The 24373-nt window shown below is 39.4% G+C and carries 19 protein-coding genes; 13 read left to right on the forward strand and 6 right to left on the reverse strand.

The window, feature by feature from the left end; all coding sequences use genetic code 11:
• On the forward strand, positions 1–432 hold the full coding sequence (locus QMA12_RS03875) for an excinuclease ABC subunit A (protein ID WP_290208429.1): 432 nt from the start codon (positions 1–3) through the stop codon (positions 430–432).
• Positions 433–499: 67 nt separating this feature from the next.
• A complete protein-coding gene (locus QMA12_RS03880; RefSeq protein WP_290208428.1) occupies positions 500–1801 on the forward strand; it encodes a DEAD/DEAH box helicase in 1302 nt (433 codons plus the stop codon).
• 65 nt (positions 1802–1866) lie between these two features.
• Here the strand turns inward: QMA12_RS03880 and QMA12_RS03885 are convergent, their stop codons facing one another.
• Positions 1867–3477 carry an NAD(P)/FAD-dependent oxidoreductase gene (locus tag QMA12_RS03885; RefSeq protein ID WP_290208427.1) on the reverse strand — a complete coding sequence of 537 codons (1611 nt, stop codon included), beginning with the start codon at positions 3475–3477 and terminating at the stop codon, positions 1867–1869.
• A 167-nt stretch (positions 3478–3644) separates the two neighbouring features.
• On the opposite strand from QMA12_RS03885, the gene fdxA reads away from it, so the two are divergent.
• Together fdxA and QMA12_RS03895 are read left to right on the forward strand one after the other, a co-directional pair.
• Positions 3645–3968 (forward strand): ferredoxin FdxA, encoded by a 324-nt coding sequence (fdxA, locus tag QMA12_RS03890; protein WP_290208426.1) that lies wholly within the window; start codon positions 3645–3647, stop codon positions 3966–3968.
• Positions 3969–4109: 141 nt separating this feature from the next.
• Positions 4110–6341 (forward strand): DUF5916 domain-containing protein, encoded by a 2232-nt coding sequence (locus tag QMA12_RS03895; RefSeq protein WP_290208425.1) that lies wholly within the window; start codon positions 4110–4112, stop codon positions 6339–6341.
• Between the two features lie 121 nt (positions 6342–6462).
• Here QMA12_RS03895 and QMA12_RS03900 read toward each other — a convergent pair whose 3' ends face one another.
• Entirely contained in the window at positions 6463–7665 is a 1203-nt protein-coding gene (locus tag QMA12_RS03900; RefSeq protein ID WP_290208423.1) for an Nramp family divalent metal transporter, read from the reverse strand.
• A gap of 307 nt (positions 7666–7972) precedes the next feature.
• Between QMA12_RS03900 and nhaD the strand changes: the two genes are divergently transcribed.
• Positions 7973–9409 carry a sodium:proton antiporter NhaD gene (gene nhaD, locus QMA12_RS03905; protein WP_290208422.1) on the forward strand — a complete coding sequence of 479 codons (1437 nt, stop codon included), beginning with the start codon at positions 7973–7975 and terminating at the stop codon, positions 9407–9409.
• Positions 9410–9808: 399 nt separating this feature from the next.
• Complete coding sequence (locus QMA12_RS03910) at positions 9809–10231, forward strand: MAPEG family protein (protein WP_290208831.1); 423 nt, start codon at positions 9809–9811, stop codon at positions 10229–10231.
• Positions 10232–10299: 68 nt separating this feature from the next.
• Here QMA12_RS03910 and QMA12_RS03915 read toward each other — a convergent pair whose 3' ends face one another.
• Both QMA12_RS03915 and QMA12_RS03920 read right to left on the reverse strand, forming a co-directional pair.
• Positions 10300–11820: a DUF3360 family protein gene (locus QMA12_RS03915; protein WP_290208421.1), complete on the reverse strand. Its 1521-nt coding sequence runs from the start codon at positions 11818–11820 to the stop codon at positions 10300–10302.
• 413 nt (positions 11821–12233) lie between these two features.
• Entirely contained in the window at positions 12234–14081 is a 1848-nt protein-coding gene (locus QMA12_RS03920) for an ABC transporter ATP-binding protein (RefSeq protein WP_087533842.1), read from the reverse strand.
• Between the two features lie 279 nt (positions 14082–14360).
• On the opposite strand from QMA12_RS03920, the gene QMA12_RS03925 reads away from it, so the two are divergent.
• On the forward strand, positions 14361–16517 hold the full coding sequence (locus QMA12_RS03925) for a prolyl oligopeptidase family serine peptidase (protein WP_290208420.1): 2157 nt from the start codon (positions 14361–14363) through the stop codon (positions 16515–16517).
• A gap of 76 nt (positions 16518–16593) precedes the next feature.
• Here the strand turns inward: QMA12_RS03925 and QMA12_RS03930 are convergent, their stop codons facing one another.
• Positions 16594–17883, reverse strand: a complete 1290-nt coding sequence (locus tag QMA12_RS03930; RefSeq protein ID WP_290208419.1) for an anti-phage deoxyguanosine triphosphatase — start codon at positions 17881–17883, stop codon at positions 16594–16596.
• Between the two features lie 197 nt (positions 17884–18080).
• On the opposite strand from QMA12_RS03930, the gene QMA12_RS03935 reads away from it, so the two are divergent.
• The 5 genes from QMA12_RS03935 (at position 18081) to QMA12_RS03955 (ending at position 21261) form a co-directional block, all read left to right on the forward strand.
• On the forward strand, positions 18081–18884 hold the full coding sequence (locus tag QMA12_RS03935; protein WP_290208418.1) for a glucosaminidase domain-containing protein: 804 nt from the start codon (positions 18081–18083) through the stop codon (positions 18882–18884).
• Positions 18877–19539, forward strand: a complete 663-nt coding sequence (locus QMA12_RS03940) for a DUF2987 domain-containing protein (protein WP_290208417.1) — start codon at positions 18877–18879, stop codon at positions 19537–19539. Before QMA12_RS03935 ends, QMA12_RS03940 begins: the two co-directional genes overlap by 8 nt.
• 123 nt (positions 19540–19662) lie before the next feature.
• On the forward strand, positions 19663–20139 hold the full coding sequence (locus QMA12_RS03945; RefSeq protein WP_087533837.1) for a GreA/GreB family elongation factor: 477 nt from the start codon (positions 19663–19665) through the stop codon (positions 20137–20139).
• 150 nt (positions 20140–20289) lie between these two features.
• Positions 20290–20712 (forward strand): peptidase C39 family protein, encoded by a 423-nt coding sequence (locus QMA12_RS03950; protein WP_356948014.1) that lies wholly within the window; start codon positions 20290–20292, stop codon positions 20710–20712.
• Positions 20713–20748: 36 nt separating this feature from the next.
• The gene (locus tag QMA12_RS03955; RefSeq protein WP_290208415.1) at positions 20749–21261 is read left to right on the forward strand and encodes an MgtC/SapB family protein; all 513 of its coding nucleotides are present in this window, start codon (positions 20749–20751) and stop codon (positions 21259–21261) included.
• 20 nt (positions 21262–21281) lie between these two features.
• Here the strand turns inward: QMA12_RS03955 and QMA12_RS03960 are convergent, their stop codons facing one another.
• Positions 21282–22292 carry a helix-turn-helix domain-containing protein gene (locus QMA12_RS03960; RefSeq protein ID WP_290208414.1) on the reverse strand — a complete coding sequence of 337 codons (1011 nt, stop codon included), beginning with the start codon at positions 22290–22292 and terminating at the stop codon, positions 21282–21284.
• A gap of 126 nt (positions 22293–22418) precedes the next feature.
• On the opposite strand from QMA12_RS03960, the gene QMA12_RS03965 reads away from it, so the two are divergent.
• Entirely contained in the window at positions 22419–24317 is a 1899-nt protein-coding gene (locus tag QMA12_RS03965) for a beta-ketoacyl synthase (protein ID WP_290208413.1), read from the forward strand.
• Positions 24318–24373: the final 56 nt, after the last annotated feature.

A 24373-nucleotide genomic window follows, 5' to 3' on the forward strand; every position in this document is an offset into this window, starting at 1 on the left:
ATGAAATTAATGACAAGCTTATTATTAGCTACATCAATGCTAACAGTCACTGCGGTTGAAGCACGTGATGATATAGGTAAATATCCTATTCAGTCACTGTTAGAAACGAGCAAAGCAAAAAGCGCATTACTCGATATTCCGCTATATTTTGCTGATCAAAGTTATGGTAGTGAGAGCAGTAAATACGGCGAAGTGATCACGAATAAAAAAACCAATGCATTTAATAAAAGTGACCAAGAGGCGTGTGAGTGGGTTATGCTCAGTGCTTTAAAAGCGTTGCAAGAGCGCGCAGTTAAAGAGGGTATGAATGCAGTTGTTAACATTCAGTCTTACTATAAAAAACGTGAATTTGTTAGTAGCACCGAATATGAGTGTGGCGCAGGTACAATCATGGCCGGCGTTGCATTAAAAGGCACTTTAGTTAAGTTATAACTAACTGTTGCCACAGAATTGCTGTATAATTTGCGACCCTTGATAATGTGGCCGTAGGTTATACAGCATGAATTTTAAATCTTTTAGTTTTGCCCCTGAGCTTCTTCAGGCGTTAGACGAACTTAACTATCACACCCTCACGCCCATTCAACGTGGCGCTATTCCTGCAGTACGTAAAGGTAAAGACGTTTTAGCCAGTGCTCAAACGGGTACCGGTAAAACAGCTGCATTTTCATTGCCTATTATACAAAAGCTATTTGAAGTTGAGCATACAGCGACGAACGCTCCGCGTGCATTAGTACTTGCTCCTACACGTGAACTTGCTGAACAAATCGCGAACAATATTAAAGATTTTGCTAAATACACATCACTTAAAACTGTGTGCTTATTTGGTGGCGTTAACATTGCGGGTCAAGCCAATGGCTTAAAAGAAGGGGCTGATATCGTTGTTGCAACGCCAGGGCGTTTACTTGATCATATTCGTCTTGGTAATCTAAGCCTCGCACAGGTAAATCACTTGGTGCTTGATGAAGCCGATCGTATGCTTGATATGGGCTTTATTACTGATATGCAAACGGTGATAAACGGTTGTGCTGAAGAGCGCCAAATTTTACTGTTTTCAGCAACGTTCCCTTCGGCAATTAAACAATTTGCCAGCACAGTATTAAAGCAAGCTGAAATCATCAGAGTAGATCAAACTAACAGCACCGCTGCGACCGTTCACCACGTGGTTTATCCTGTGGAAGAGCGCCGTAAACAAGAGCTATTATCTGAGCTTATAGGCAAGAAAAATTGGCAGCAAGTGCTGGTCTTTGTAAACATGAAAGACACGGCTGATGAACTGGTTAAAGAACTTAACTTAGATGGTATTCCTGCTGCCGTGTGTCACGGTGATAAAACCCAAGGTAATCGCCGTCGCGCATTAAGAGACTTTAAAGAAGGCAAGGTTCGTGTCTTAGTTGCGACTGAAGTTGCTGCTCGCGGCATTGATATTGATGGTTTGCCTCGTGTTATCAATATTGACTTGCCGTGGCTTGCTGAAGATTATGTGCATCGAATTGGTCGAACAGGCCGCGCTGGTAATCAGGGCCAAGCAATTTCATTCGTAAGCCGCGAAGAAGAAAACATGCTTTTTGAAATTGAAACGTTAATTGGCCAAAAAATTAAGCGAGAATATTTAGCGGGTTATGAAGTGAGTAACCGCGAAGTTTTAATTGATAAAATTGGTAAGAAGCCTTCTCACCTTCGTCGTAGTCGTGCAAATAAACCTTCAGGACAAGCAACGGGTGAAGCAAGAGCTAAAAATCGCTCACGTATATCAGGTGTACGTAAGTCACTTAAGGGTGAAAAACTAACGCTTAAGAAATAACACGCAGTTACTTTAAAGCACAAAAAAGCCTGATAAGTTCAGGCTTTTTGAATCTATAAGTGCTTTTAGCTGTGTTTTTCTAGCATTGATAACGCCAGCGCCTCTGCCACTTTAATACCATCTATACCCGCAGATAAAATTCCACCCGCATAACCGGCCCCTTCACCAGCTGGGTATAAGCCTTGGGTGTTTATACTTTGCATGGTTTTATCACGCTTAATGCAGATTGGTGATGAAGTACGTGTTTCAACGCCAGTTAATAGACCATCATTCGATGAAAAACCACGAATTTGTTTATTAAACGCTGGAATAGCTTCGCGGATCGCATCAATGGCAAAACTTGGTAATACTTTAGCTAAATCAGTGAGTTTAATACCTGGTGTATACGATGGTTTAACATCACCTAAGTCACTTGAGTCTTTACCTTTTAAGAAGTCGCCAATTAATTGTGCTGGCGCATCGTAATTACTACCGCCAAGCGCATAAGCTTGCTCTTCTAATTTACGTTGCAAATCGATACCTGCCAGTGGGTGGCCTGGAAAGTCTTTTTCAGGTGAAATACCCACGACTATCGCGCTATTTGCATTTCGCTCACTACGAGAATATTGGCTCATACCATTGGTAACAACACGTCCTTCTTCGCTCGTTGCAGCCACGACAGTGCCTCCTGGGCACATACAAAAACTATACACAGTTCGGCCGTTATCGCAGTGATGTACCAGTTTATAATCAGCAGAGCCAAGAATAGGGTTACCTGCGTTAGGCCCGAAACGGCACTCATCAATCATTGATTGCTTATGTTCGATTCTAAAGCCTACCGAGAATGGTTTTGCTTCAACATAGATACCTTTGTCGTGAACCATTTGGAATGTATCACGGGCACTATGACCAACAGCAAGTACGACATGTTGTGTATCGAGTTGCTCACCAGTCGATAACTTTAAACCAGTTACTTGGCCATCTTCGAGTAGGATATCGTCAACGCGAGTGCTAAAACGGATTTCGCCGCCAAGCTCTTCTATTCGCGCGCGCATTTTTTCAATCATGGTGACTAGTTTAAATGTACCAATGTGTGGTTTGCTTACATATAGAATTTCTTCAGGTGCGCCGGCTTTAACAAACTCGGTGATCACTTTACGGCCATAATGTTTAGGGTCTTTCACTTGACTATAAAGTTTACCGTCAGAAAATGTACCTGCACCGCCTTCACCAAATTGTACGTTTGATTCAGTATTTAGAGTGCGTTTACGCCAAAAGCCAAACGTGTCTTTTGTGCGCTCCCTTACTTCTTTACCACGCTCTAAAATAATAGGCTTAAAGCCCATTTGCGCAAGCACAAGACCGGCAAATAGACCACATGGTCCAAAACCAATAACCACTGGACGCTGTGTTAAATTAGCTGGGGCTTGAGCGACAAATTTGTAAGATGTGTCAGGGGCGGGCTTTACATGTTGATCTTTACTGAATTTAGCCAACAGTTCAGCTTCATTTTCGACGTTTATATCAAGTGTGTAAATAAGTAAAATAGCGGTTTTCTTTCGTGCATCGTAGCCACGTTTAAAGACATTAAAGCTATTTAAATGCGCTTTTTCTATGCCAAGTTTAGTTAAAATTGCCTGTTGTAGGGCATCTTCTTCATGATCAAGCGGTAGCTTTATTTCTGTTAAACGTATCATATTTTTTCTCTGTTAGGTGTCTTAGCAATAACGCATTAGCTATGCTCACAATAGGCATGTATTTTACGTTAATTTAGCTAATGATGGCAGCGATTATTTATTGTATTTTCGCTGTGGTTGGGTATGATCCCGCCCTGACAGTATATAAACCTTAGGTAAACGGAATAATGGCATTTGTAGTTACAGAAAATTGTATCAAGTGTAAATACACTGATTGTGTAGCTGTGTGTCCAGCCGATGCGTTTTATGAAGGTCCTAACTTTTTAGCCATTAGTCCAATTGATTGTATTGACTGTGGTTTATGTGTGCCTGAATGTCCCGCTGAGGCAATTTATCAAGAAGAAGAACTTCCTCAAGATCAGCAAGAGTTTACTGAATTGAATGCTGAGCTCGCGTTAGTATGGCCGCGAATAACCGAAGTAAAAACAGCCCCCAATGATGCTGACAGCTGGAATGGTGTGGTGGGTAAACTAAAATTAATTGAAACATAATCTAACTTTGCCTCAAATCACTGCGAAATAATTATTGTTTTTAACATTTTAGCTATAAAAGTGTTAACAAATGCACCTTACTAAATTACAATCCTCTGGTTAATTTACTCCTGCTGAGTAATCGAACCTAAATGGATGTTTATGCAGTATCAAAATCAAATAATAAAAACCCTTTTTTATATTTTTGTAGTTTATTTCAGTACGCATGTTTTTGCACAAAAACAAAACTTTAACTTGGCTCACCTTGAACAATCAATTGATCTTGACGGACAGCTTTTAGAGTCGCATTGGCAAGATGCCACGCTGATTCCGCTAATCTATCAAAATGAACCCAATGAAAAGGGCGCGCCACCAGTTAAAACAGATGCTTACCTATATGAAGATGGAACGTATTTATATGTTGCCATTATCGCTTATGACGACAAACCTGAAAATATCCGTGCTGCGCTTCGCGATCGTGATACATTGTGGACGGATGACAATGTTGCATTAATGATTGATACCTTTAATGATGAAAGAACAGGTTACGAGTTTTACGTAAATCCACTGGGTGCGCAGGGAGATATGCGTATGACAGATACTGATGGCTGGAGTGAAGACCCATCTTGGGATGCAATTTGGGATAGTGCAGGGCAAATAACTGACCAAGGTTATGTGGTAGAAATGCGCATTCCTTTCACTGCATTACGGTTTCCAAAAAATAAAGCGGATATGACGTGGAGTATCGCTTTGTGGCGTAACTTCCCACGTGATGTGATGTATCAGATGTCAAATGTTGGTTTTGATCGTGATGTAAAATGCAGCTTTTGTCAATTTGATAAAATAACGGGTTTTAATGCGATGGAGCCCAGTAAAAATATCCAGTTAACCCCCACCTTGACAGCACTAAGGCATGATGTAAAAGAGACAGTGCCGGGAGATTGGCAAAACGGTGATATAGATACCGAAGCAGGATTAGATATACGTTGGGGTATTAGCCAAGACGCTGTTATAAACGCCACGATAAACCCAGATTTTTCACAAGTTGAAACTGATAGTTTAGAGCTTGATGTAAACACCACTTATTCAATCTATTACGCTGAAAAACGCCCATTCTTTTTAGATGGTGCATCCTATTTTAAAAGTAGCCTATTCGAACTACTTTATACCCGTACGATTGCCGAGCCTGACATAGGGGCTAAAGTAACTGGTAAAACTGACGCTCATAGTTATGCGTTCATGTATGCTGATGATGAAAATACCAGCATTTTACTTCCGACCAATCAAGGCTCAGGATTTGCAAATTTAGCAGAGAAATCAAAAGCTGCAGTTGGTCGTTATCAGTATGATATTGGCGAACAAGGCACAATTGGTATTAGCACAACACATCGTGAAGCTGATAATTATCATAATACGGTTTTATCACTTGATGGCAGCTATTGGTTTAACCAATCAGATAGCGTGTTGTACCAAGTTGCGACCTCTGATACTAACAATTCAGCTTTTTTAATTGATAATTATGGTTTAAATGAAAGTCAATCAGATACAGCTTATAAGCTCGAGTTTTCCCGTGAGAAACGTGATTATAAATTACTGGCTAGTTATGAAGATATTGGTGAAGACTACCGCACTGACTTAGGCTATCAAGCTCAAGTCGATTATAAAAAAGCGTTACTAGGTGGCGGGCAAACTTGGTATTTAGACGCAAACGAGCTGGTTACGGAATACTCATATAATGTTGATTGGGATAAAACTTGGGCGCAAGATGGCAGTTTGCTAGAGGAAGAATACGAAGGCTATGTTTTTCTAAAAGGGCAGATGCAGTCATTTTTAGAGGTTGGCTATGTTCATAGAAATGAAAACTACGACGATAAGTTTTATAACCAAAATATCGGCTATATCTGGGGCGGTTTTAAACCGAGTAAGGATCTCACGTTAAACTTATATACTGAGTTTGGTAGTAAAATAGATTACGGCAATGAGCAACTGGGGGACTTATTTACGTTAGAGCCAGAACTAACGTGGGATATAAATGATCACTGGCAAGTTCAACTAGAGCATAGCTACAGTCGGTTAAATAATCCACAGGGGGATAATGTATTTACCGCGAACCTGACCGATTTACGAATTTATTATAAATTCAATATGCGTTCCATGCTTAAACTTATTTTGCAATTTGAAGACATCGATCGCAACGAAAACGCCTATTACTATGCAGTAGATAAAATAAACCGTGATTATGGTAGTCAGTTAGTCTACTCATATAAAATTAATGCCCAAACATTATTTTACCTAGGCTATTCAGATAAAGGTTACCAAGATGATTCACTTGAAGATATAGAGCGTGATCAGCGCACTTTCTTTACAAAACTAAGCTACGCTTGGCAACTTTAAATAAGGATATAAAAATGAACAAACTATTTCCATCAATTATTGTTTTAACCGTAAGTTTATCAACTCTGTAACTAAACAGATATTTGAAGCCGCTATCTAACAATAGCGGCTTTTTTAAGCATTACTGTATCAATAGACTAATTAGCTTATAACTACTGAGTGAAAAAATCAGTATTAATACAGGTAACGCAAGAAAATTTACAAATCGTGAGTTAGTGTAATCACCCATCACAGATTCTTGATTTACCAACCATACAAGGTAGGTAGTAACAATCGGTAGTAACAACCCATTAGCTGCTTGTGCAAAAATAATGACTGCAACGGGGTCTAAACCAAGCGATGCGACTGTGGCGCCAAAAACTAAAATGATAACTGCAACCAATTTAAATCGATTTTCATTCATATCGTTAGACCAACCCAGCATACCACAAACGGCATAAGCACCTGCCAAAGGTGCGGTGATCGCGCTGGTTAATCCTGCGGCAAATAAGCCAATAGCAAAAAAGTAATGTGCAGCATTACCAAGTAGCGGCTCTAGCTGCATAGCCATATTTGCAGCACTTATTTTACCGGCATCTGTGCCATAAAAAGCAACTGAAGCAGTAGATAAAATAGCCAAGGTGATCACACCCCCTAATGAAATAGATAAACCTGTATCTAGGTTAGTTTGTTTGATAATGGTGGCTTTATCACTATTTTTATCATGCTGTGCTGCAAGCACTCCTGAATGTAAGAAGAGGTTATAAGGCACGATAGTAGTGCCAATTAATGCAAGTACTGTTGTCATAGAACCCTTTGGAATACTGGGTATAAACCCTTCGAGAATATACATAATAGGAGGTGCTGCCATGACTAACGTGGAGATAAACACCAAACTCATTAAAATAACTAACAGGATCAGAGCAGATTCCACTACTTTATGTTTACCACTATAAAGTAGGGCAGCACTAAAAATTGCAATTAGAGGCGTCCATATTTGAGCATTCACTTGAGGGAATATTTCAATTAATCCCATGCTTGCGCCGCTCAAATTACCAGCTTCATAAGCGGCACTACCAATCCCAATGGCACTAAGAACTAAAACTGCTGCTAGTTTCTTAAATAAGGGAGTGTGTATATGAGTACGTAGAGCTTGAGCGAGATCTAGACCTGTAGCAACACCTAAGCGTGCTGCCATTGATTGCAATAATACTGTCGCAATGACCGAAAATAGTAATGTCCAGATCAGTGCGAAGCCAAAGTTTGCACCGGCAATACTTGCACTAGTGATTGTCCCAGGGCCGATAAAAGCTGCGGTGACGAGTAAACCTGGTCCTAATCGCATATGTTACCTTAATTCATTGTTGATGTTCATTAGTTGGTTACAGCTTACAAGTAAAGCTAAGTTGTTAAAAGTGCAATAATTAAATTTATAAACGTACAAGCAAAATTCAAAGTCGCGATTAGGTATTCATCGATGTTATTTTTTATATAACACTAAAGAATGAATATTTAGACTTGAGTATAATTCCCTTTATGTAAAATTATGATAACTTACGTCAACTTTTTTATAACATCCCTCATTAATAATAACGACAACAAAAAATTGGTTATAAAAATACCGTATTTAAAATTAAAACAGGACGTACCGTGTGAAAAATTTATTACGAGGCTTAAGTTTATTTAGCTTAGTGTTACTACTATTTTGCTCTCCTGCATGGGCTAGTGAAGGGCAATTAAATCTTACAACTTCGAACGTTGGCTTGCTGTGTATTGTTATATTTTGCATTGCGTACGCAGTGGTTATGCTTGAAGAAAAGCTCCACTTACGAAAATCTAAACCAGTACTGGTTGCTGCGGGTCTGATATGGATTTTAATCGGTGCGTATTATGTAAACAATGATATACCGGGCATTACTGAGTCCGCGTTTAGACACAATTTACTCGAATTTGCCGAGCTTATGCTGTTCTTACTCGTTGCAATGACTTACATTAATGCCCTTGAAGAAAGGCGTGTGTTTGATGCGCTACGTTCATGGATGATTCAAAAGGGCTTTAATTATAAGAACCTTTTTTGGATCACCGGGTTTTTAGCATTTTTTATCTCTCCAATTGCAGATAACCTGACCACTGCATTATTAATGTGTGCAGTAGTAATGAAAGTGGCAGAGGGTGATAAGCCTTTTATTAATCTAAGTTGTATCAACATCGTTATTGCGGCCAATGCTGGTGGCGCATTTAGCCCCTTTGGTGATATTACCACTTTAATGGTTTGGCAAGCGGGACTCGTTCATTTTAATGAGTTTTTAGTATTGTTTTTACCGGCTTTAGCAAACTATTTAGTACCTGCTGCGATAATGAGTTTTTATGTTGCAAATAAACAGCCTTCAGCGGTGTACGAAGAAATTGAGCTTAAACGCGGTGCGTTGAGAATTATAACGCTATTTTTATTAACCATAGCAACGGCCGTTGCGTGTCATAGCTTTTTACATTTACCTCCCGTACTAGGTATGATGATGGGATTAGGCTATTTACAGTTTTTTGGTTACTTTTTAAGAATGACATTACCGGGCTCATTAGCGCGTAAAAAGGCCCATGCAGAACAAATTGGTGACAATGACCGCATCGCCAAACTCGGTAGTGTGGTGCCATTCGATGTGTTTAGTAAAGTGTCACGCGCTGAATGGGACACTTTATTGTTTTTCTATGGCATTGTTATGTGTGTCGGTGGTTTGGGCTTTTTGGGTTATCTAAATTTAATGTCTGAGATGCTTTACGGAAATTGGTCAGCAACATCCGCTAATATCTTTTTAGGGGTTATTTCAGCGGTGATAGATAATATACCTGTGATGTTTGCAGTACTTTCTATGCAGCCTGATATGTCTCATGGGCAGTGGTTACTCATTACGCTTACTGCGGGAGTAGGTGGCAGTTTGTTATCAATAGGCTCCGCGGCAGGTGTTGCATTGATGGGACAAGCCAGAGGCTACTACACCTTTTTTGGTCATTTAAAATGGACGCCTGTTATTGCACTAGGTTATGCTGCAAGTATTTTGTTGCACTTGTGGTTAAATGCATCTTTGTTTTAGCAAAAACGACTTCTTTAAAGCAAAGAAGCTAGGTCTTCTTTGTTTTTCAATCTAAACTTATTACCTGTTTACATACACTTTAGTTTGTTAGAACACTTCAATTGATAATATGCATACATTAGATTACTGATATATATTCTGTTTATGGGTATTTGATGCCATCTAAAAAATATTAGCAGTGAACTTTTTTAGCCGCAGATTACATTTAAAACCACCCAATACAGCAAACATAACACCTATCAAAAACATGATGACTCACATTAATGTAGTTTTTATACAAGCAAGACTATTTTTTACATATTAGATAATAATCATATATGAAATTACATATTATTCAGTTGGTTATAACAGGCTTGTTTTTTGCTTTATGGTAAGTATCTAAATAAAAAAGGAATAATGATGACTGAACTTGCTTTGTCTGCCTATTTTGCTCTGTATTTTTACTTGATTATGGTTTTTACTCAATGGGCTGTTGCTACATTTAGTAAAGCCAGCCAAAAAGATGCAGTACCAGGTAAAATTGATTCTAATTTAAGTCACGATAGCTTTGTCTTTAGGGCGCATCGTACGTTTAAAAATACCCTTGAGAATAGTGTGTTGTTTTTAGGCACTGTTTTCTTTTCATTCATAATTGGTTACCACAGTGCTGTATTTGCAATTTGCATGTGGGTTTATGTTATTGCTCGCTGTATTCACATGGCACTTTATTATGTTATTGCGACAGAAAAAAATCCAAGTCCTCGAAGCTATTTCTTTTTAGCGGGTGTAGGGGCAAATATGGTGATGCTGGTTCTATTAGGTTTACGTTTAATTGCTTTTTAAAAATCCATTCAGAAAATATAAAAAGCAGCAAACTAACCCTTAGTTTGCTGCTTGTATAAGATGGTTATTTATAAATGTCTGAAATCACTTAGCAGTGCAGGTATTCCAGGTAGCATTCCGACCATAGCCATTACACTGGTTAATAGAACAAACATTATCAACGGAATTTTCCAACGACTCATCGGGCTTAGCTCAGCACTTCGCTCTTTACAACCAATTAGACCCAGGTTATCAAGCAGCATTGTCAGAGACCAACCAAATGCAGGATTTACCAGCGTTGATGCAAATACAACAATGGCTGCGGACTGAGTGGTTTTGCCTTCGCGGGTCATTTCCATCCCTGCCTCAAGCAGTGGTATAAATACCCCTACAATTAGCGCAACGCAAAGTACTGGCTGCCATATGGCTAAATCCATAGGGTATCCCCAAATACCAGCAATAATACAAAATAGGGCAGTTAACACAGCGCCAGCAGGGATAGGGCGCTTAGCGATAGCCGCTGGCACAATATACGTACCCCAAGATGAGGTAAAGTTAGAGCCCCCCAGTAATGAACCACAGGTTTGACGAACCGATGCGCTAAACATAGTATCGTCTATATTCATATGTACTTTTTCAGTACGTTGCGGGTAACTAATTTTTTGAAATACTTGATGGCCTAAAAAGTCAGGTGACCACATTGCTACAGCGAGTATGGCAAAAGGTAACACAACAACAAAGCTTTCGAGGGTAGGTAAACCAAGCATCCAGCCAGTATTTTCACCCCACCAGTACATTGGATTCATATTAGGTAGGCCAGGTGCTGTTTTGAATTCAAAAGGTGCACCTAAAGCAAACGCTGTGACACCGCCAATTAAGCAGCTTAACGGCACAGCAAGCCAACGTTTTTTAAAGTGCTCTAAGAGTGCATAAAGTAATATAGTCGCTAAAATTACAATGAAGGCTATGTGGCTCATATTAATGCTTTCAGCCCACGAAAATAACTTTTTAACCTGGGAAATAGTACCGATAAACCCTAAATAGAGCAGTAATCCTCCGCATACACCTTTGCTGGTTAATCGTGCAAGTAAACTACCTCCTTTACTGATGGCAAGAATAAAGCCAAATGCGCCTATCAATAAACCAAAAGCCATTGGGTGGCCGCCTGCTGCAACCACAATAGGTATAAGGGGGATCAAAGGGCCATGTGTACCCGCTAAATTAGCGGTAGGTAAAATGAATCCAGAAAACAATATAATGAAAAATGCGACAATTAATAGTTCGTAGCGCACATTCTCTAATATAAAGGCATCACCTAAACCGAGCGGAGCCGCAAAGGTAGCAGCAATTGCACCAACCATCACAACTTTACCTATAGTTCCTGCCATAGCTGGAATAGTATCTTCAAACTCAAAACGGTAATCACGAAAAGGCAAGTTTGCTCGCCAGCGTTTTGGCTGCATTATTTGTAGTTCATGCTCGAGATATTCATCTCGGGTATCAAATGATGAACTGGGCTTATGGAGGTTTTCATAACTACCGTTTACACTGTTATCGTGATCACCGGTGTTAGCGTTGGGTGGATTCTTATCCTGTGATGTTGTTGTCATAACTTCTCCGGCAACATGCTTGCTGCTCTGTTTCAAAATTAAATACAGCTTTTTCAAAGCAATAAATATTGAATGCCTAGAGTAAAGCAAGTTTGTACAAGTTGGGATTAGTCAAAGGTCTAGGATTGAAGCTTATAAAAGGGGGAAGGTTAGAAAAATATTAACAGTTACAAGCGGTACTTTAGTCAATATGACTATGCTAATTGATGTTAGTCTCGATTATTTAGGCTTGATAGCGATGTTAAATATACTTCAGATAGTTAAAACTGAAGTATATTTAACTTTAAATTGACTAGCCTAAAGCACCGACTAAGCTTTGCTAACTTGCTAACTTGCTAACTTGCTAACTTGCTAACTTGCTAACTTGCTAACTTGCTAACTTGCTAACTTGCTAACTTGCTAACTTGCTTCCTTCATTCAACGCCTATGAATCCACCGGTTTGGTGGGTCCATAGCGCCGCATAAATACCGTTTTGAGACAATAACTGTTCGTGACTGCCTTGTTCTACGATACCGCCCTCATCAAGCACAATTAGTCTGTCCATTTGGGCAATGGTTGATAGGCGATGAGCAATGGCAATAACCGTCTTGCCTGTCATTAAATCATCTAGACTAGCTTGAATTGCAGCTTCAACTTCAGAATCAAGGGCGCTTGTGGCCTCGTCTAAAATTAAAATAGGGGCATTTTTAAGCAATACTCGTGCAATTGCGATGCGTTGGCGTTGGCCACCCGAGAGTTTGACGCCGCGCTCGCCTACTTGTGCGGCAAACCCTTTATTGCCCTTGCTGTCTTCTAAGTCTTCGATAAACTCCATGGCTTTAGCCTGTTTTGTGGCATTAATCATTTGTTCATCGGTTGCATCTGGGCGGCCATAAAGAATGTTTTCTTTAACTGAACGGTGCAGTAAAGAGGTGTCTTGCGTAACCATCGCAATGTATTTTCTTAAGCTTTGCTGACTGACTTTTGATATATCTTGGCCATCGATTTTTATTGCACCACTGTCAACATCATAAAAACGCAGTAAGAGATTTACGAGCGTTGATTTACCTGCACCAGAACGACCCACTAAGCCAATTTTTTCACCGGGTTTTATGTTCAAATTTAAGCCATTAATAACTGGGCCTCGGTTGGTTTCATTAGCCACTTTACCATAGTTAAAAAACACGTTATCGAATATAATTTGCCCTTCACTAACCGCCAGTGTACTAGCATTTGGTTCATCATCAACATCAATCGGTGTCGACAAGGTTTTCATACCATCACTGACTGTACCAATATTTTCAAAAAGGCTGCTAATTTCCCACATAATCCATTGTGCCATGCCATTTAAGCGAAGAGATAAACTGACAGCGATAGCAATTGCACCTGCGCTGATTGCACTTAATGACCAAAGATAAAGAGATAATGCTGATACACTAAAAACCAGTAAATAATTAAGGCTATTAATGCAAAAATTTAAGCTGGTGACTAACCGCATTTGCTTATAAACAGGTTGTAAAAATACGTCCATGCTATCTTTTGCATATTGCTCTTCACGCTGGGTGTATGAGAACAGTTTTATTGTTGAAATATTTGTATAACTATCGACAATTCGGCCAGTCATTTCAGAACGGGCGTCGGCTTGTGAGCTGGCAATACGCTTTAGCTTTGGCACAAAGTACATTTGAATTGCAGCATAAAGTGCAAGCCAGACTAGTAGTGGGATCATTAATCGCCAATCTGCCTCGGCAACTAAAAATACCATGGCGCCAAAATAAACCACAATATACATCAGTACATCAAGTAACTTCATTACGGTTTCTCGAACCGCCAACGATGTTTGCATTACTTTTGTGGCGATACGTCCAGCAAATTCATTTTGATAAAAGCTAACACTTTGGCGTAATAAATAGCGATGTGCCAACCAACGAATCGACATGGGGTAATTACCAAGAAGTGCTTGGTGTAATATAGCCGAGTGAAAAAACACCACTATGGGTAATACCACCAGCAAGACAACAGCCATCTTAATGAGCTCTGATTTTTGCTCAACAAAGAGTGTTTCTGGCGTGTATGTTCCCAACCAGTCTACTAGTTGACCCATGTAACTAAAAAGAGATACTTCTAAAATGGCCAACATTGCAGCACTGAGTGACATTAGTACTAAAGATAGCTCCATACCCTTAGTATAGTGCAGGCAGAAGGCAAGCAGAGTTTCAGGTGGTTGGCTTGGCTGTTGTTCAGGGAACGGTTTTGTCATCCGCTCAAATAATCGATACATTTTAATATCTTAAAAAACAAAAATTAGCGCTACTATAGCATTGGCAGTTAATAAAAGCAGGCTGTTCACCGGCGAATTTACCCATTAATATATCTTAAAGGTTTTTTGTTTATTTTGTTGTTCCATTTTATACACCTTTTAAGTGAATAGTTTTCTAACTTGCATTTAGCATGTTTACATATATTCACAGTAGCACAATCTATTAGTCGCATTACGCTAGACAATAGTCCCGTAAAAAAATATGTTATAAGGTAACTAATTAGCGAGAAAGAAAATATAATGTTAAAAAAAGTTTTAGCCTGCGCCGTTATAGCAGCACTAAGTGGTTGTTCGGATATGCCTGTTAATAAAAGTGAAAAAGAAGTAATAACTAAAAACGAAACTACACAGCAGTTAACCTACCCTGAAACTAAAAAAGGAGCTGTTGTTGATATCTATTTTGATGAAAAAGTAGCCGACCCTTATCGTTGGTTAGAAGATGATATGAGCGATGAAACAGCCCACTGGGTTGAGACTCAAAATAATACGACATTTTCCTACCTAGACACTATTCCTTATCGTGACACATTAAAAGCCAGCCTTGAAAAGTTGATGAACTATGAAAAAGTGACTGCTCCCTTTATTGAAGGTAAATACACTTATTTTTATAAAAATGATGGGCTACAAAATCAATACGTTCTATTTCGTAAACTCGGTGATGGTGAAGCTGAGGTATTTTTAGATCCGAATACGTTCAGTGATGATGGCACAACGTCTATGTCTGGCCTTACATTTTCCGAAGATGGTTCACTGGCTGCGTACCAAATCTCCGAAGGTGGCAGTGACTGGCGAAAAATTATTATCATAAATACAGGAACGAAGCAGCCTGTTGAAGAAAATTTAGTTGACGTTAAGTTTAGCGGTATTTCGTGGTTAGCTAATGAAGGTTTTTATTATTCAAGTTACGATAAACCTAAAGGCAGCGAGTTATCAGCTAAAACAGATCAGCATAAAGTATATTTTCATAAATTAGGCACAGCACAAAGCTCTGATGAACTAGTTTATGGAGGCACTGATGATGAAAAGCACCGTTATGTTGGTGCGTCAGTTACCCGTGATAACCGTTATTTACTGATCTCAGCCAGTGTATCTACATCAGGAAATAAGCTTTTCATTAAAGATTTATCAAAGCCTGATAGTCAATTGACGACAATTTTAGAGCACACAGAATCAGACACTTACCTACTTGATAACGACGAAAGCAAGCTATTTTTAGTAACCAACCTTAATGCGCCTAATAAAAAAGTGGTGACTGTTGATGCTACAAACCCGACTCCTGATCATTGGCAAGACTTAATTGCAGAAACAGATAATGTATTAAGTATGTCTAAAGGTGGCGATTACTTTTTTGCAAAGTACATGGTTGATGCAATCTCAAAAGTTCAGCAATTTGATAAATCAGGTGAGTTAGTTCGTGAAATTAGTCTTCCAGGGGTGGGAACTGCCCGTGGTTTTAGCGGTAAAAAACAAAGCGACACACTCTACTACTCGTTTGCTAACTACACAACGCCAGGTAATACCTATGCATTTAATGTGAAAACGGGCGCATCTGACGTTTATCGTAAATCCGGGGCGCAATTTGATTCAGAGCAATATACATCTGAACAGGTTTTTTATTCATCTAAAGATGGTACTAAGGTACCCATGATTATCTCATACAAAAAAGACACCAAGCTTGATGGTAAAAATCCAACTATTTTATATGGCTATGGTGGCTTTAACGCAAGTATGACACCTGGTTTTAGCTCAACAATTGCTGCATGGCTTGAACAAGGTGGTGTTTATGCGGTGGCAAATATACGGGGCGGTGGTGAATACGGTAAAGCCTGGCATGATGCCGGTACACAGTTGAAAAAACAAAATGTATTTGACGATTTTATCGCAGCAGCAGAGTACCTAAACGATAAAAAATACACATCAAGTGACTACCTAGCTGTACGTGGTGGTTCAAATGGTGGTTTACTGGTTGGTGCCGTAATGACCCAGCGACCAGAGCTATTTAAAGTTGCGTTACCTGCTGTGGGTGTTTTAGATATGCTTCGTTATCATACATTTACCGCTGGAGCGGGTTGGGCATATGACTATGGCACCAGCGAGCAAAGCAAAGAAATGTTTGATTATTTAAAAGCTTACTCACCGGTACACAATGTTAAGCAAGGGGTTGAATATCCAGCAACATTAATTACGACAGGGGATCATGATGACCGCGTCGTTCCTGCACACTCATATAAATTTGCCGCTGAACTACAAACAAAAGGGGCTGGGGTTAATCCTTATCTGATCCGCATAGAGACTAATGCGGGCCATGGTGCTGGTACACCAACGAGTAAAATAATTGATCAGTATGCAGATATCTATGGTTTTACATTGTATAACATGGGCATAAAGTCACTGTAAAAACACTTTTACCTTAATATAAAACGCCGAAACTATAGTTTCGGCGTTTTACTATTCTTACTTCTTACTTTAATCGTTAGTTATTACTTGAAAACAGCCGCTGGTGTGTTTTAAATGCGTATTCATCGGTCATGCCACTTAAATAGTCACAAATTACGCGATGAGTATTCCCGTTTTGTTGCTGCACGTGACGATAAAGGTTTGCTGTTGTCTCGGGTAATAAGCGCAGTGGATCGCAGGTAAAGGCTTCAAAAAGCTCAATAATTAATTTTTGACCCTTAAATTCAATTTGCTGCATGTGCGAAGCCCTAATTAGGCGATGGTAGATAAATGACTTCAGTGCTTCAAGCAAGTGTTGGTAAGACTCTGGTAATACAACGGTAAAATTCAATATAGGATTCTCAAATACAATATCGGTGCTTGTTATTGAAGATTGAGTTATAAACAAATTAACTAATTCACCAATGACATCTTTGCGCTGAGCTTCACTACCTAAAAAAAGACGCGCTGTTATATTGCTTGTTTCAAGCCAATCACAGTCAACACTTTGTAATACTGGTATTGCATGGTTCTGCCATTCTTTTAAGGTTATTTGCTCAGTGGCAATTGCGTCTTCTAAATCATGAACGGCGTAAGCAATGTCATCAGCTAGCTCCATAATTGCAGCATCAAGAGACTTAAACAGTGTCTTTGATCTGTATTCGTCAATAGGCTTTGCTTGACTAAAATTGTTTTTATCAGCGTCTGATAAAGGGGCAATAATCCATTCAAAAGTACTTTTATCATCAGTGTACAAGCCTTTAGTTGGTCGCCAATCATCTGCTTTTATAAAGGCTCTGCTAGAGTCATGTTCAGGAATTGTATGCCATAGGTCGTCAATAAAAGCTGGATATTTTATAAAGCCTAATAATGTCCTGCGAGTCAAGTTCATACCATGGCCATCACTATAGGGCTCTAATCGAGACACTATTCGCAGGGTTTGCGCATTACCTTCAAAGCCACCATGATCTCGCATCATATAATTTAATGCTATTTCACCACCATGACCAAACGCGGGATGGCCTATATCATGCGCTAAGCATAAGGTTTCTAATAAACTTTGATCTGGAAAATGATTAAAATCAGGGTGTTGTTTTTCTAAATGACGTAGTAGCCCGCTACCAATTTGTGATACTTCCAGTGAATGGGTTAAACGGGTACGGTGAAAGTCATTAAGCCCGATACCCATAATTTGGGTTTTCGCCTGAAGTCGCCTAAACGCAGCTGCGTGTATTATCCGTGAACGGTCTACTTGCCAAGCAGAGCGATTATCATTAGGTCGAGATTTCTGCTGTTTTATGATCCTACTTTGCCAATCTAATTCCATGAATTGGTTTTCCACTGACTTCTAACAAGTTGATATAAATATTGTAACGGATTTTAGTAGATTATAAATCATTCAGTTGATGAAAGTTTCTATATTAATTGGCTGATGTTTCTAAATTAGCTGTTATTAAGTATAATGCGCGGCTACATGCATGTGAATATAGCCATGCATCAATATCAGTTTTTTAGAGAGAATACATGCTAAAGTACTTAGTTAAATTACTCGTTAGTCTATTTTTTATTTGGGCGTTGGTTTATCCATTTATTAAAACAACGACTCAGCCCGAAGAGCAAGAAAGCACTGAAAAATTAATCGTCAAGGAAAAAGAAAAGCCACTTCATAGTGTAAAGCTACCTGATTTTAATAGCTTTACTGACGTAAAAGAAAAAAAACGCGCGTTTTTTGATTTTATTCGTCCACATATTGAAGCTGAAAACAAACAAATTCGTCAGCAACGTGCTACGTTAGAAATCGCGTTAATGATGCTTCAATATGACGAGCCCTTGAACGCTAAACAAACGAAGCAAGTAAAAAATATTCTAAATAGTTATAAGTTACCTAATATAATAAATAATTTATCGCTAAACCAAGCACTACGGCGTGTGGATATTATTCCGAAAGAGCTTGCCTTAATGCAAGCGGCAAACGAGTCGGCTTGGGGAACATCACGTTTTGCCCGTATAGGCTTGAACTTTTTTGGTCAATGGTGTTATAGCCAGGGCTGTGGCATGATCCCCAATCGTCGTAATTCTGGTGCAGCGCATGAAGTGGCCGCATTTAATTCTGTTCGTGACGCAGTTGCTTCTTATTTTAAAAATATTAACACCCATGCAGCGTACAAAGAGCTACGTTCAATTCGTGCTGATTTACGCCGTCAACAAAAGCCAGTTACCGCCACTAAACTCAGCTATGGTTTAATGTCGTATTCAGAGCGCGGTGAAGCCTATATAGAAGAGCTAAACCAAATGATTAATCATAATAAGGCCTATTTTGATGAATAAGTGTAACGTAACTTTACTTGTGGGTTTGTTGTGCAGCGTTTTTGTTAGTGCAACGCTTCAGGCAAAAGAATTTGTTGTATCGTATGATGGTTTTTATGATCGTTTAAAAGTGGTTAATAAAGGTGATTTTCAGTTTGCTCAAGTAAATTTTTATATTACAGATATAGTTTCAAACGATGCGTGCTTAATTAAAACAGGTCGCATCATAACAGAACGCCAAGAGTATCCGCTTAACTATACAGAACAAGCACAGTTGCTATTGCCTTATGACAAGCAGCTTGATACCGACAAAGCTGTGATTGTTATTGAACCACAAAATGATAACCATGACTGTCAGCTAAAATTACAAATTGAAGCGCGTGAATTTACTAATAGCGATTTAAATAAGCAGCAACTTTATAAATTGAATGATGAATTTGATGAATTACTCTCTGATTTATCAGGGTTTTTTGTTAGTAAACTGATGAGTTTTTTACTCCCTGAGCAAAAAGGCGTGGTACTCACATTTGCAGATCCGGTTAGTATTGATGATGCAGCTTTTAATTGTGTAAAAAATACTTGCCACGTGAGCGTTACTGATGACTGGCAAGACGATAAAACAACGTTTGATGTCTCAGCCTCCCTTACAAAAGTCACCCCGTGGATTACTAAATAGCTAACCCGTGGCTTAATCGCTAAAAGCACAATTATGCGTGCTTTTAGCTGCTTTTTTATCTTAAGTTGATAAACTTTAACAGCATTTTATACTCTTCATTACTGGTATTTAAAATAACATCCTATGATTAAAACTCACGTTATTGAACATTTACGGTTTGCGCTTGAAGCACAATTGGCGACAGCGCAAGCAGCAGCGAAAACGGCTCACGATGCCGCGACTCACGAAGAAAATATAGCTGAAAATAAATACGATACATTAGGTCTTGAAGCTGCATATTTAGCACAAGGGCAAGCCGAACGTGTTAATGACTGCCATTTGAGTATCATTGAATTTGAAAAAGTATTTAAAGAGCCATCAGCTAATAAAGTTTCAATAGGGTCTTTAGTATGTGTGAGTGATGAAGATGAAAACACTAAGTGGTATTTTATTGGGCCACTATCAGGTGGCCTTAGCGTGACCATTAAAGAACAACTTATTTATGTGTTAACACCGCAGTCGCCTTTAGGCTCCTTGTTAATGAATAAACAAAAAGAGGATGAGCTTAGTTTTACCATTGCAGATAAAACACAACTGCTTTTTATTGAACAAATCCTGTAGATAAATTTTACTTATCCTGACGCTAAAAATTATTCGTTAGCCAAATAATCAAAAAGCATTTATAAATCACCTGTAGCTTATGCTAAAGCACCCATCCTGTTAAGTGAGCGAGTTTGCAACCATCACTTAGCTGTATGGGTGTTTCTATTTATGCATTATTTGGCAGCAAAAAAGGGTGGGTTTAATGCCCAAGTATTGCTCAATACCCGTGAGAGTCTATTTATTGATGGTGTGAGGAGTGAGAAAAAAAAAGCAATTATGCATACTGTACATAATCAGTTTGTTATAGAAGCGATTAATCAACAGCTTGATGTGAAATACCAAGATTTTACGCTTGAAGATATCGCTAAATGGTTAGCAGCAGATATGGCTATTCTTATACTGATCAGCACTTATCGTTTTGATGGTAAGAAATCACCCCATTGGGTGTGTATAACGCATTTAGATGAACACTGTTTATATGTGCATGACCCATTTTATGAAATTGACCAACAGTTAGCGATAGATTGCCAACATGTGCCAATTGCCTGGACTGATTTTTCAAAGAGGCTGCTTTTGGGTCTAACCGGCTGAAAACGGCTATTGCTTTTAGTTTTAAAGGATAATGACGTGACTTTGTATGAAGTGTTAGATGTAAGCCCATATTCGTGGAGCGCGATAGGCACCGCTGCTTTTTGTGGTGCGTTAATAGGAGCCGAGCGACAGTTGCGAGGAAAACCTGTGGGCATACGTACTTCAGTATTAATTATACTGGGTACTTATTTGTTTTTAGCATCTGCATTTATGCTCCATGGTGATGTGATTGACCATTCTCGCGTAGTGGGGCAAATAATAACTGGTATTGGTTTTTTAGGTGCGGGAGTTATGCTCGCTAAGGATGGAGCTGTTGTTGGAGTGACTTCGGCTGCAACCATTTGGGTACTGGCATCAATAGGAGTGATGATAGCGACACAGTATCATGGGGCTGCTATAAAGCTGTCAGTTTTGGTGGTTGGTATCTTATATGGTGTAGACGTACTTGAAGCTCAATTTAAAAGTTTAAGTAAAGGCGTACATCGCCAAGTTAAGATTTATTCTAAACGTTACTATCGGCAGACTAAATCAACAGAGCCTAAACATTAATTATGCTTATGTAACTTTGTTTAACCAAATAACTTACGTCTAACAATAGTGCGATAAGCTGTGGGGGTTTGCGATAAATATTTTTTAAATACACGTGTTAAGTGCCCTTGGTCGTTATAGCCAACCTCTAATGCCACCTCTTGGATTGAAAGATTAGATGAAGCTAAAAGTTCTTTGGCTGATTGCACCCGAAGTTGTTGCCAATACTCAACAGGGCTTTGATTTGTAGCATGGCGAAATCGACGCGTGAAGGTACGATAACTTAGACCAAATAATTCAGCTACTTCGGTTAAAGTATGCTCCCCAGCTAAGTTGTTTTTGAGCCAAAACTGTATTTGCGCAATCAGTTCATCAGGGTGTTTATCAACTGCACCTTCAAGGTAGCGTTGATCTTCATAGGGCTTCCTAATTTCATGAGAAAAATTACGCTCAACATGTTGCGCAGCTTGTTGTCCATAATATTGACTAATAATGTGCACAATTACATCGGCAAGAGCATTCAAACTAGCCACACTATACAGACGTTCTGACTGAGTGATAAAAAAGTCAGGCTTAAGTAGAACCTTAGGGTAATCACGTTTGAATTGTTCGGCGTAATGCCAGTGAGTTGTCGCGGGATGACCATCTAACAGGTCTGCTTGTGCCAATAAGCAATTACCTGTGCCCACCCCGATAATTTGACTGTTATTTTTCCAGCTTTGCTCAAGCCAATTGACCAGTGCGTTGTTAGCACGGACCACAGGGCGAGGGTTTCGCCATATACCTGGCACAATAATAAGGTCACTTTTTGGGGCATCGCTTGGCGTGCAATCAGGAATGATAGCCAGACCGGTTCTATTTTTTATAGGCTGCTGTTCCTCTGCAACGAGGTAAATTTCTAAAGGGCGAAACTGGTTTTTATCTAAGTGACTTTTAGCAAATGCTTCACCTGCTCTGAGCATTTCAATTGGCAGGGTTAAACTGGTTATCAATAAATGCTGATAGACTAATAAACTAATTTTTAATGGTGTATAGGCTTCTTGTTTGTCCACTTAATTGCTCCGACCAGTTGGTATTGGCATTTAAAGCCTGATATTTGGCTATTAAAGCACAATTTAGTTTGTTGAATCCATCTAAACTGCAGTTATATTCATTAACACGTTTTCCCAAGGTAAATTATGACAGCATTACCCGTTATTGTCGGTATGGGCGGAATCAACGCCGCAGGCCGAACTTCATTTCATCAAGGTTATCGTCGTATCGTGTTAGACCGTTTAGATGCTAAAGCGCGCCAAGAAACATTTTTAGGCTTAGCCTCACTAATGAATCTCGTTAAGTTAGAGCAAGGCCAATTAGTAGATCAAAATGGCGCAGCCGTCGAGCAAGCTAATATCGAAGCACTATATGGTGAGCAGATTATTACAGGTACGTTGATCCGTAAAATTGAAAAAAATCATTTTGATGTTGATGCCACGTCTTGGCAGCAAAAAATGACCTTAAGTGTGTCAAATGATGAAAAGATTGTTTTTGAAACTCGCGCGCGTGATTTACCCCAACCAATACCTGCGAGTTGGCAAGTAGAGGAGCTAGAAGGTAAAAAAGTAAAAGTGACCATTGCGGCTGATATTGACATAAAACATGCCAGTACACGTGATAATCCAATTAAAGCTGCAGGCCAGTTTCCAACAGGGTTTGATCCGTCTGTGATGTACAATAGCCGATATCAACCTCGTGGTTTGCAAGCCACTATTTTTGCAGCAACAGATGCGATCCGCTCGACTGGCCTTGATTGGCAACAGATCATGAATAGTGTGCAACCAGATCAAATTGGTACCTATTCAGCTTCTGTTGCAGGACAGGTGAACGATGAAGGATTTGGTGGTTTAATTCGTTCTCGCCAACAGGGTGAACGTGTAAGTACTAAGCAATTGGCACTGGGTTTAAATACCATGTCGACCGATTTTATCAATGCATATGTTACTGGTAATGTAGGCACAACGTTTACTACATCGGGTGCTTGTGCAACATTCTTATATAACTTACGTGCTGCGGTTAATGATATTCAAGCAGGGCGTACGCGAGTAGCGGTTGTTGCATCGTCTGAATGTGCAATTACCCCTGAGATCATCGAAGGCTTTGGTAATATGGGCGCATTAGCCAATGAAGAAGGGCTAAAACGATTAGATAACACCGATGTGGTTGACCATCGTCGAACTAGTCGTCCTTTTGGTGAAAACTGTGGTTTTACTATTGGTGAGGGTGCACAAGTAGCGATATTAATGGATGATGCGCTTGCTCTTGAGTTAGGTGCTGACATCATGGGAGCAGTGCCAGATGTTTACGTAAATGCAGATGGTGTTAAAAAATCAATTACCGCACCTGGCCCTGGAAATTATATTACTATGGCTAAATCAGTTGCATTAGCGACGAGTATTTTAGGCCAAGAAGCAGTTCAAGAACGAAGTTTTATTCTAGCGCATGGCTCAAGCACGCCGCAAAATCGCGTTACAGAATCACTTATATACCATCGCTTAGCACAAACCTTTGCCATTGATAACTGGAAAGTAGCGGCCCCTAAAGCATATGTAGGTCATACAATTGCGCCTGCAAGTGGCGATCAATTAGCAATGGCACTTGGCGTATTTACACATCATATTATGCCGGGTATTACAACCATAGATAAAGTAGCCGATGACGTGCACAGCGAACGTTTAGATATTCGCACAGAGCACTATAACTGCGGGCAAATGGATATTGCATTTATTAACTCTAAAGGATTTGGTGGTAACAATGCTACTGCAACCGTATTATCACCATCAGTAACTATGCATATGTTACAAAAACGCCATGGTGAAGTTGCGATTAATAATTATCAGCAATTACATCAAGTGGTTAAAGTTGCTAAAGCTGACTACCAGCAACAAGCCGATTTAGGTAATTATGAGCTTATTTACCGTTTTGGTGATGGCATGATTGATGAAAATGACATCGTCATCTCAGAGCAAGATATGCAAATCCCTGGTTTTGAAAAATCCATTACTTTGAGTCAAACGAATCCTTATCAAGATATGTTTTAAGCACATTCTTGAGTGGCAAGGCGCTTTTTACAGCGCCTTTTTTCATGCCTTGATCT

The organism is Pseudoalteromonas sp. APC 3893, from assembly GCF_030408095.1.
GTDB lineage: Bacteria > Pseudomonadota > Gammaproteobacteria > Enterobacterales > Alteromonadaceae > Pseudoalteromonas.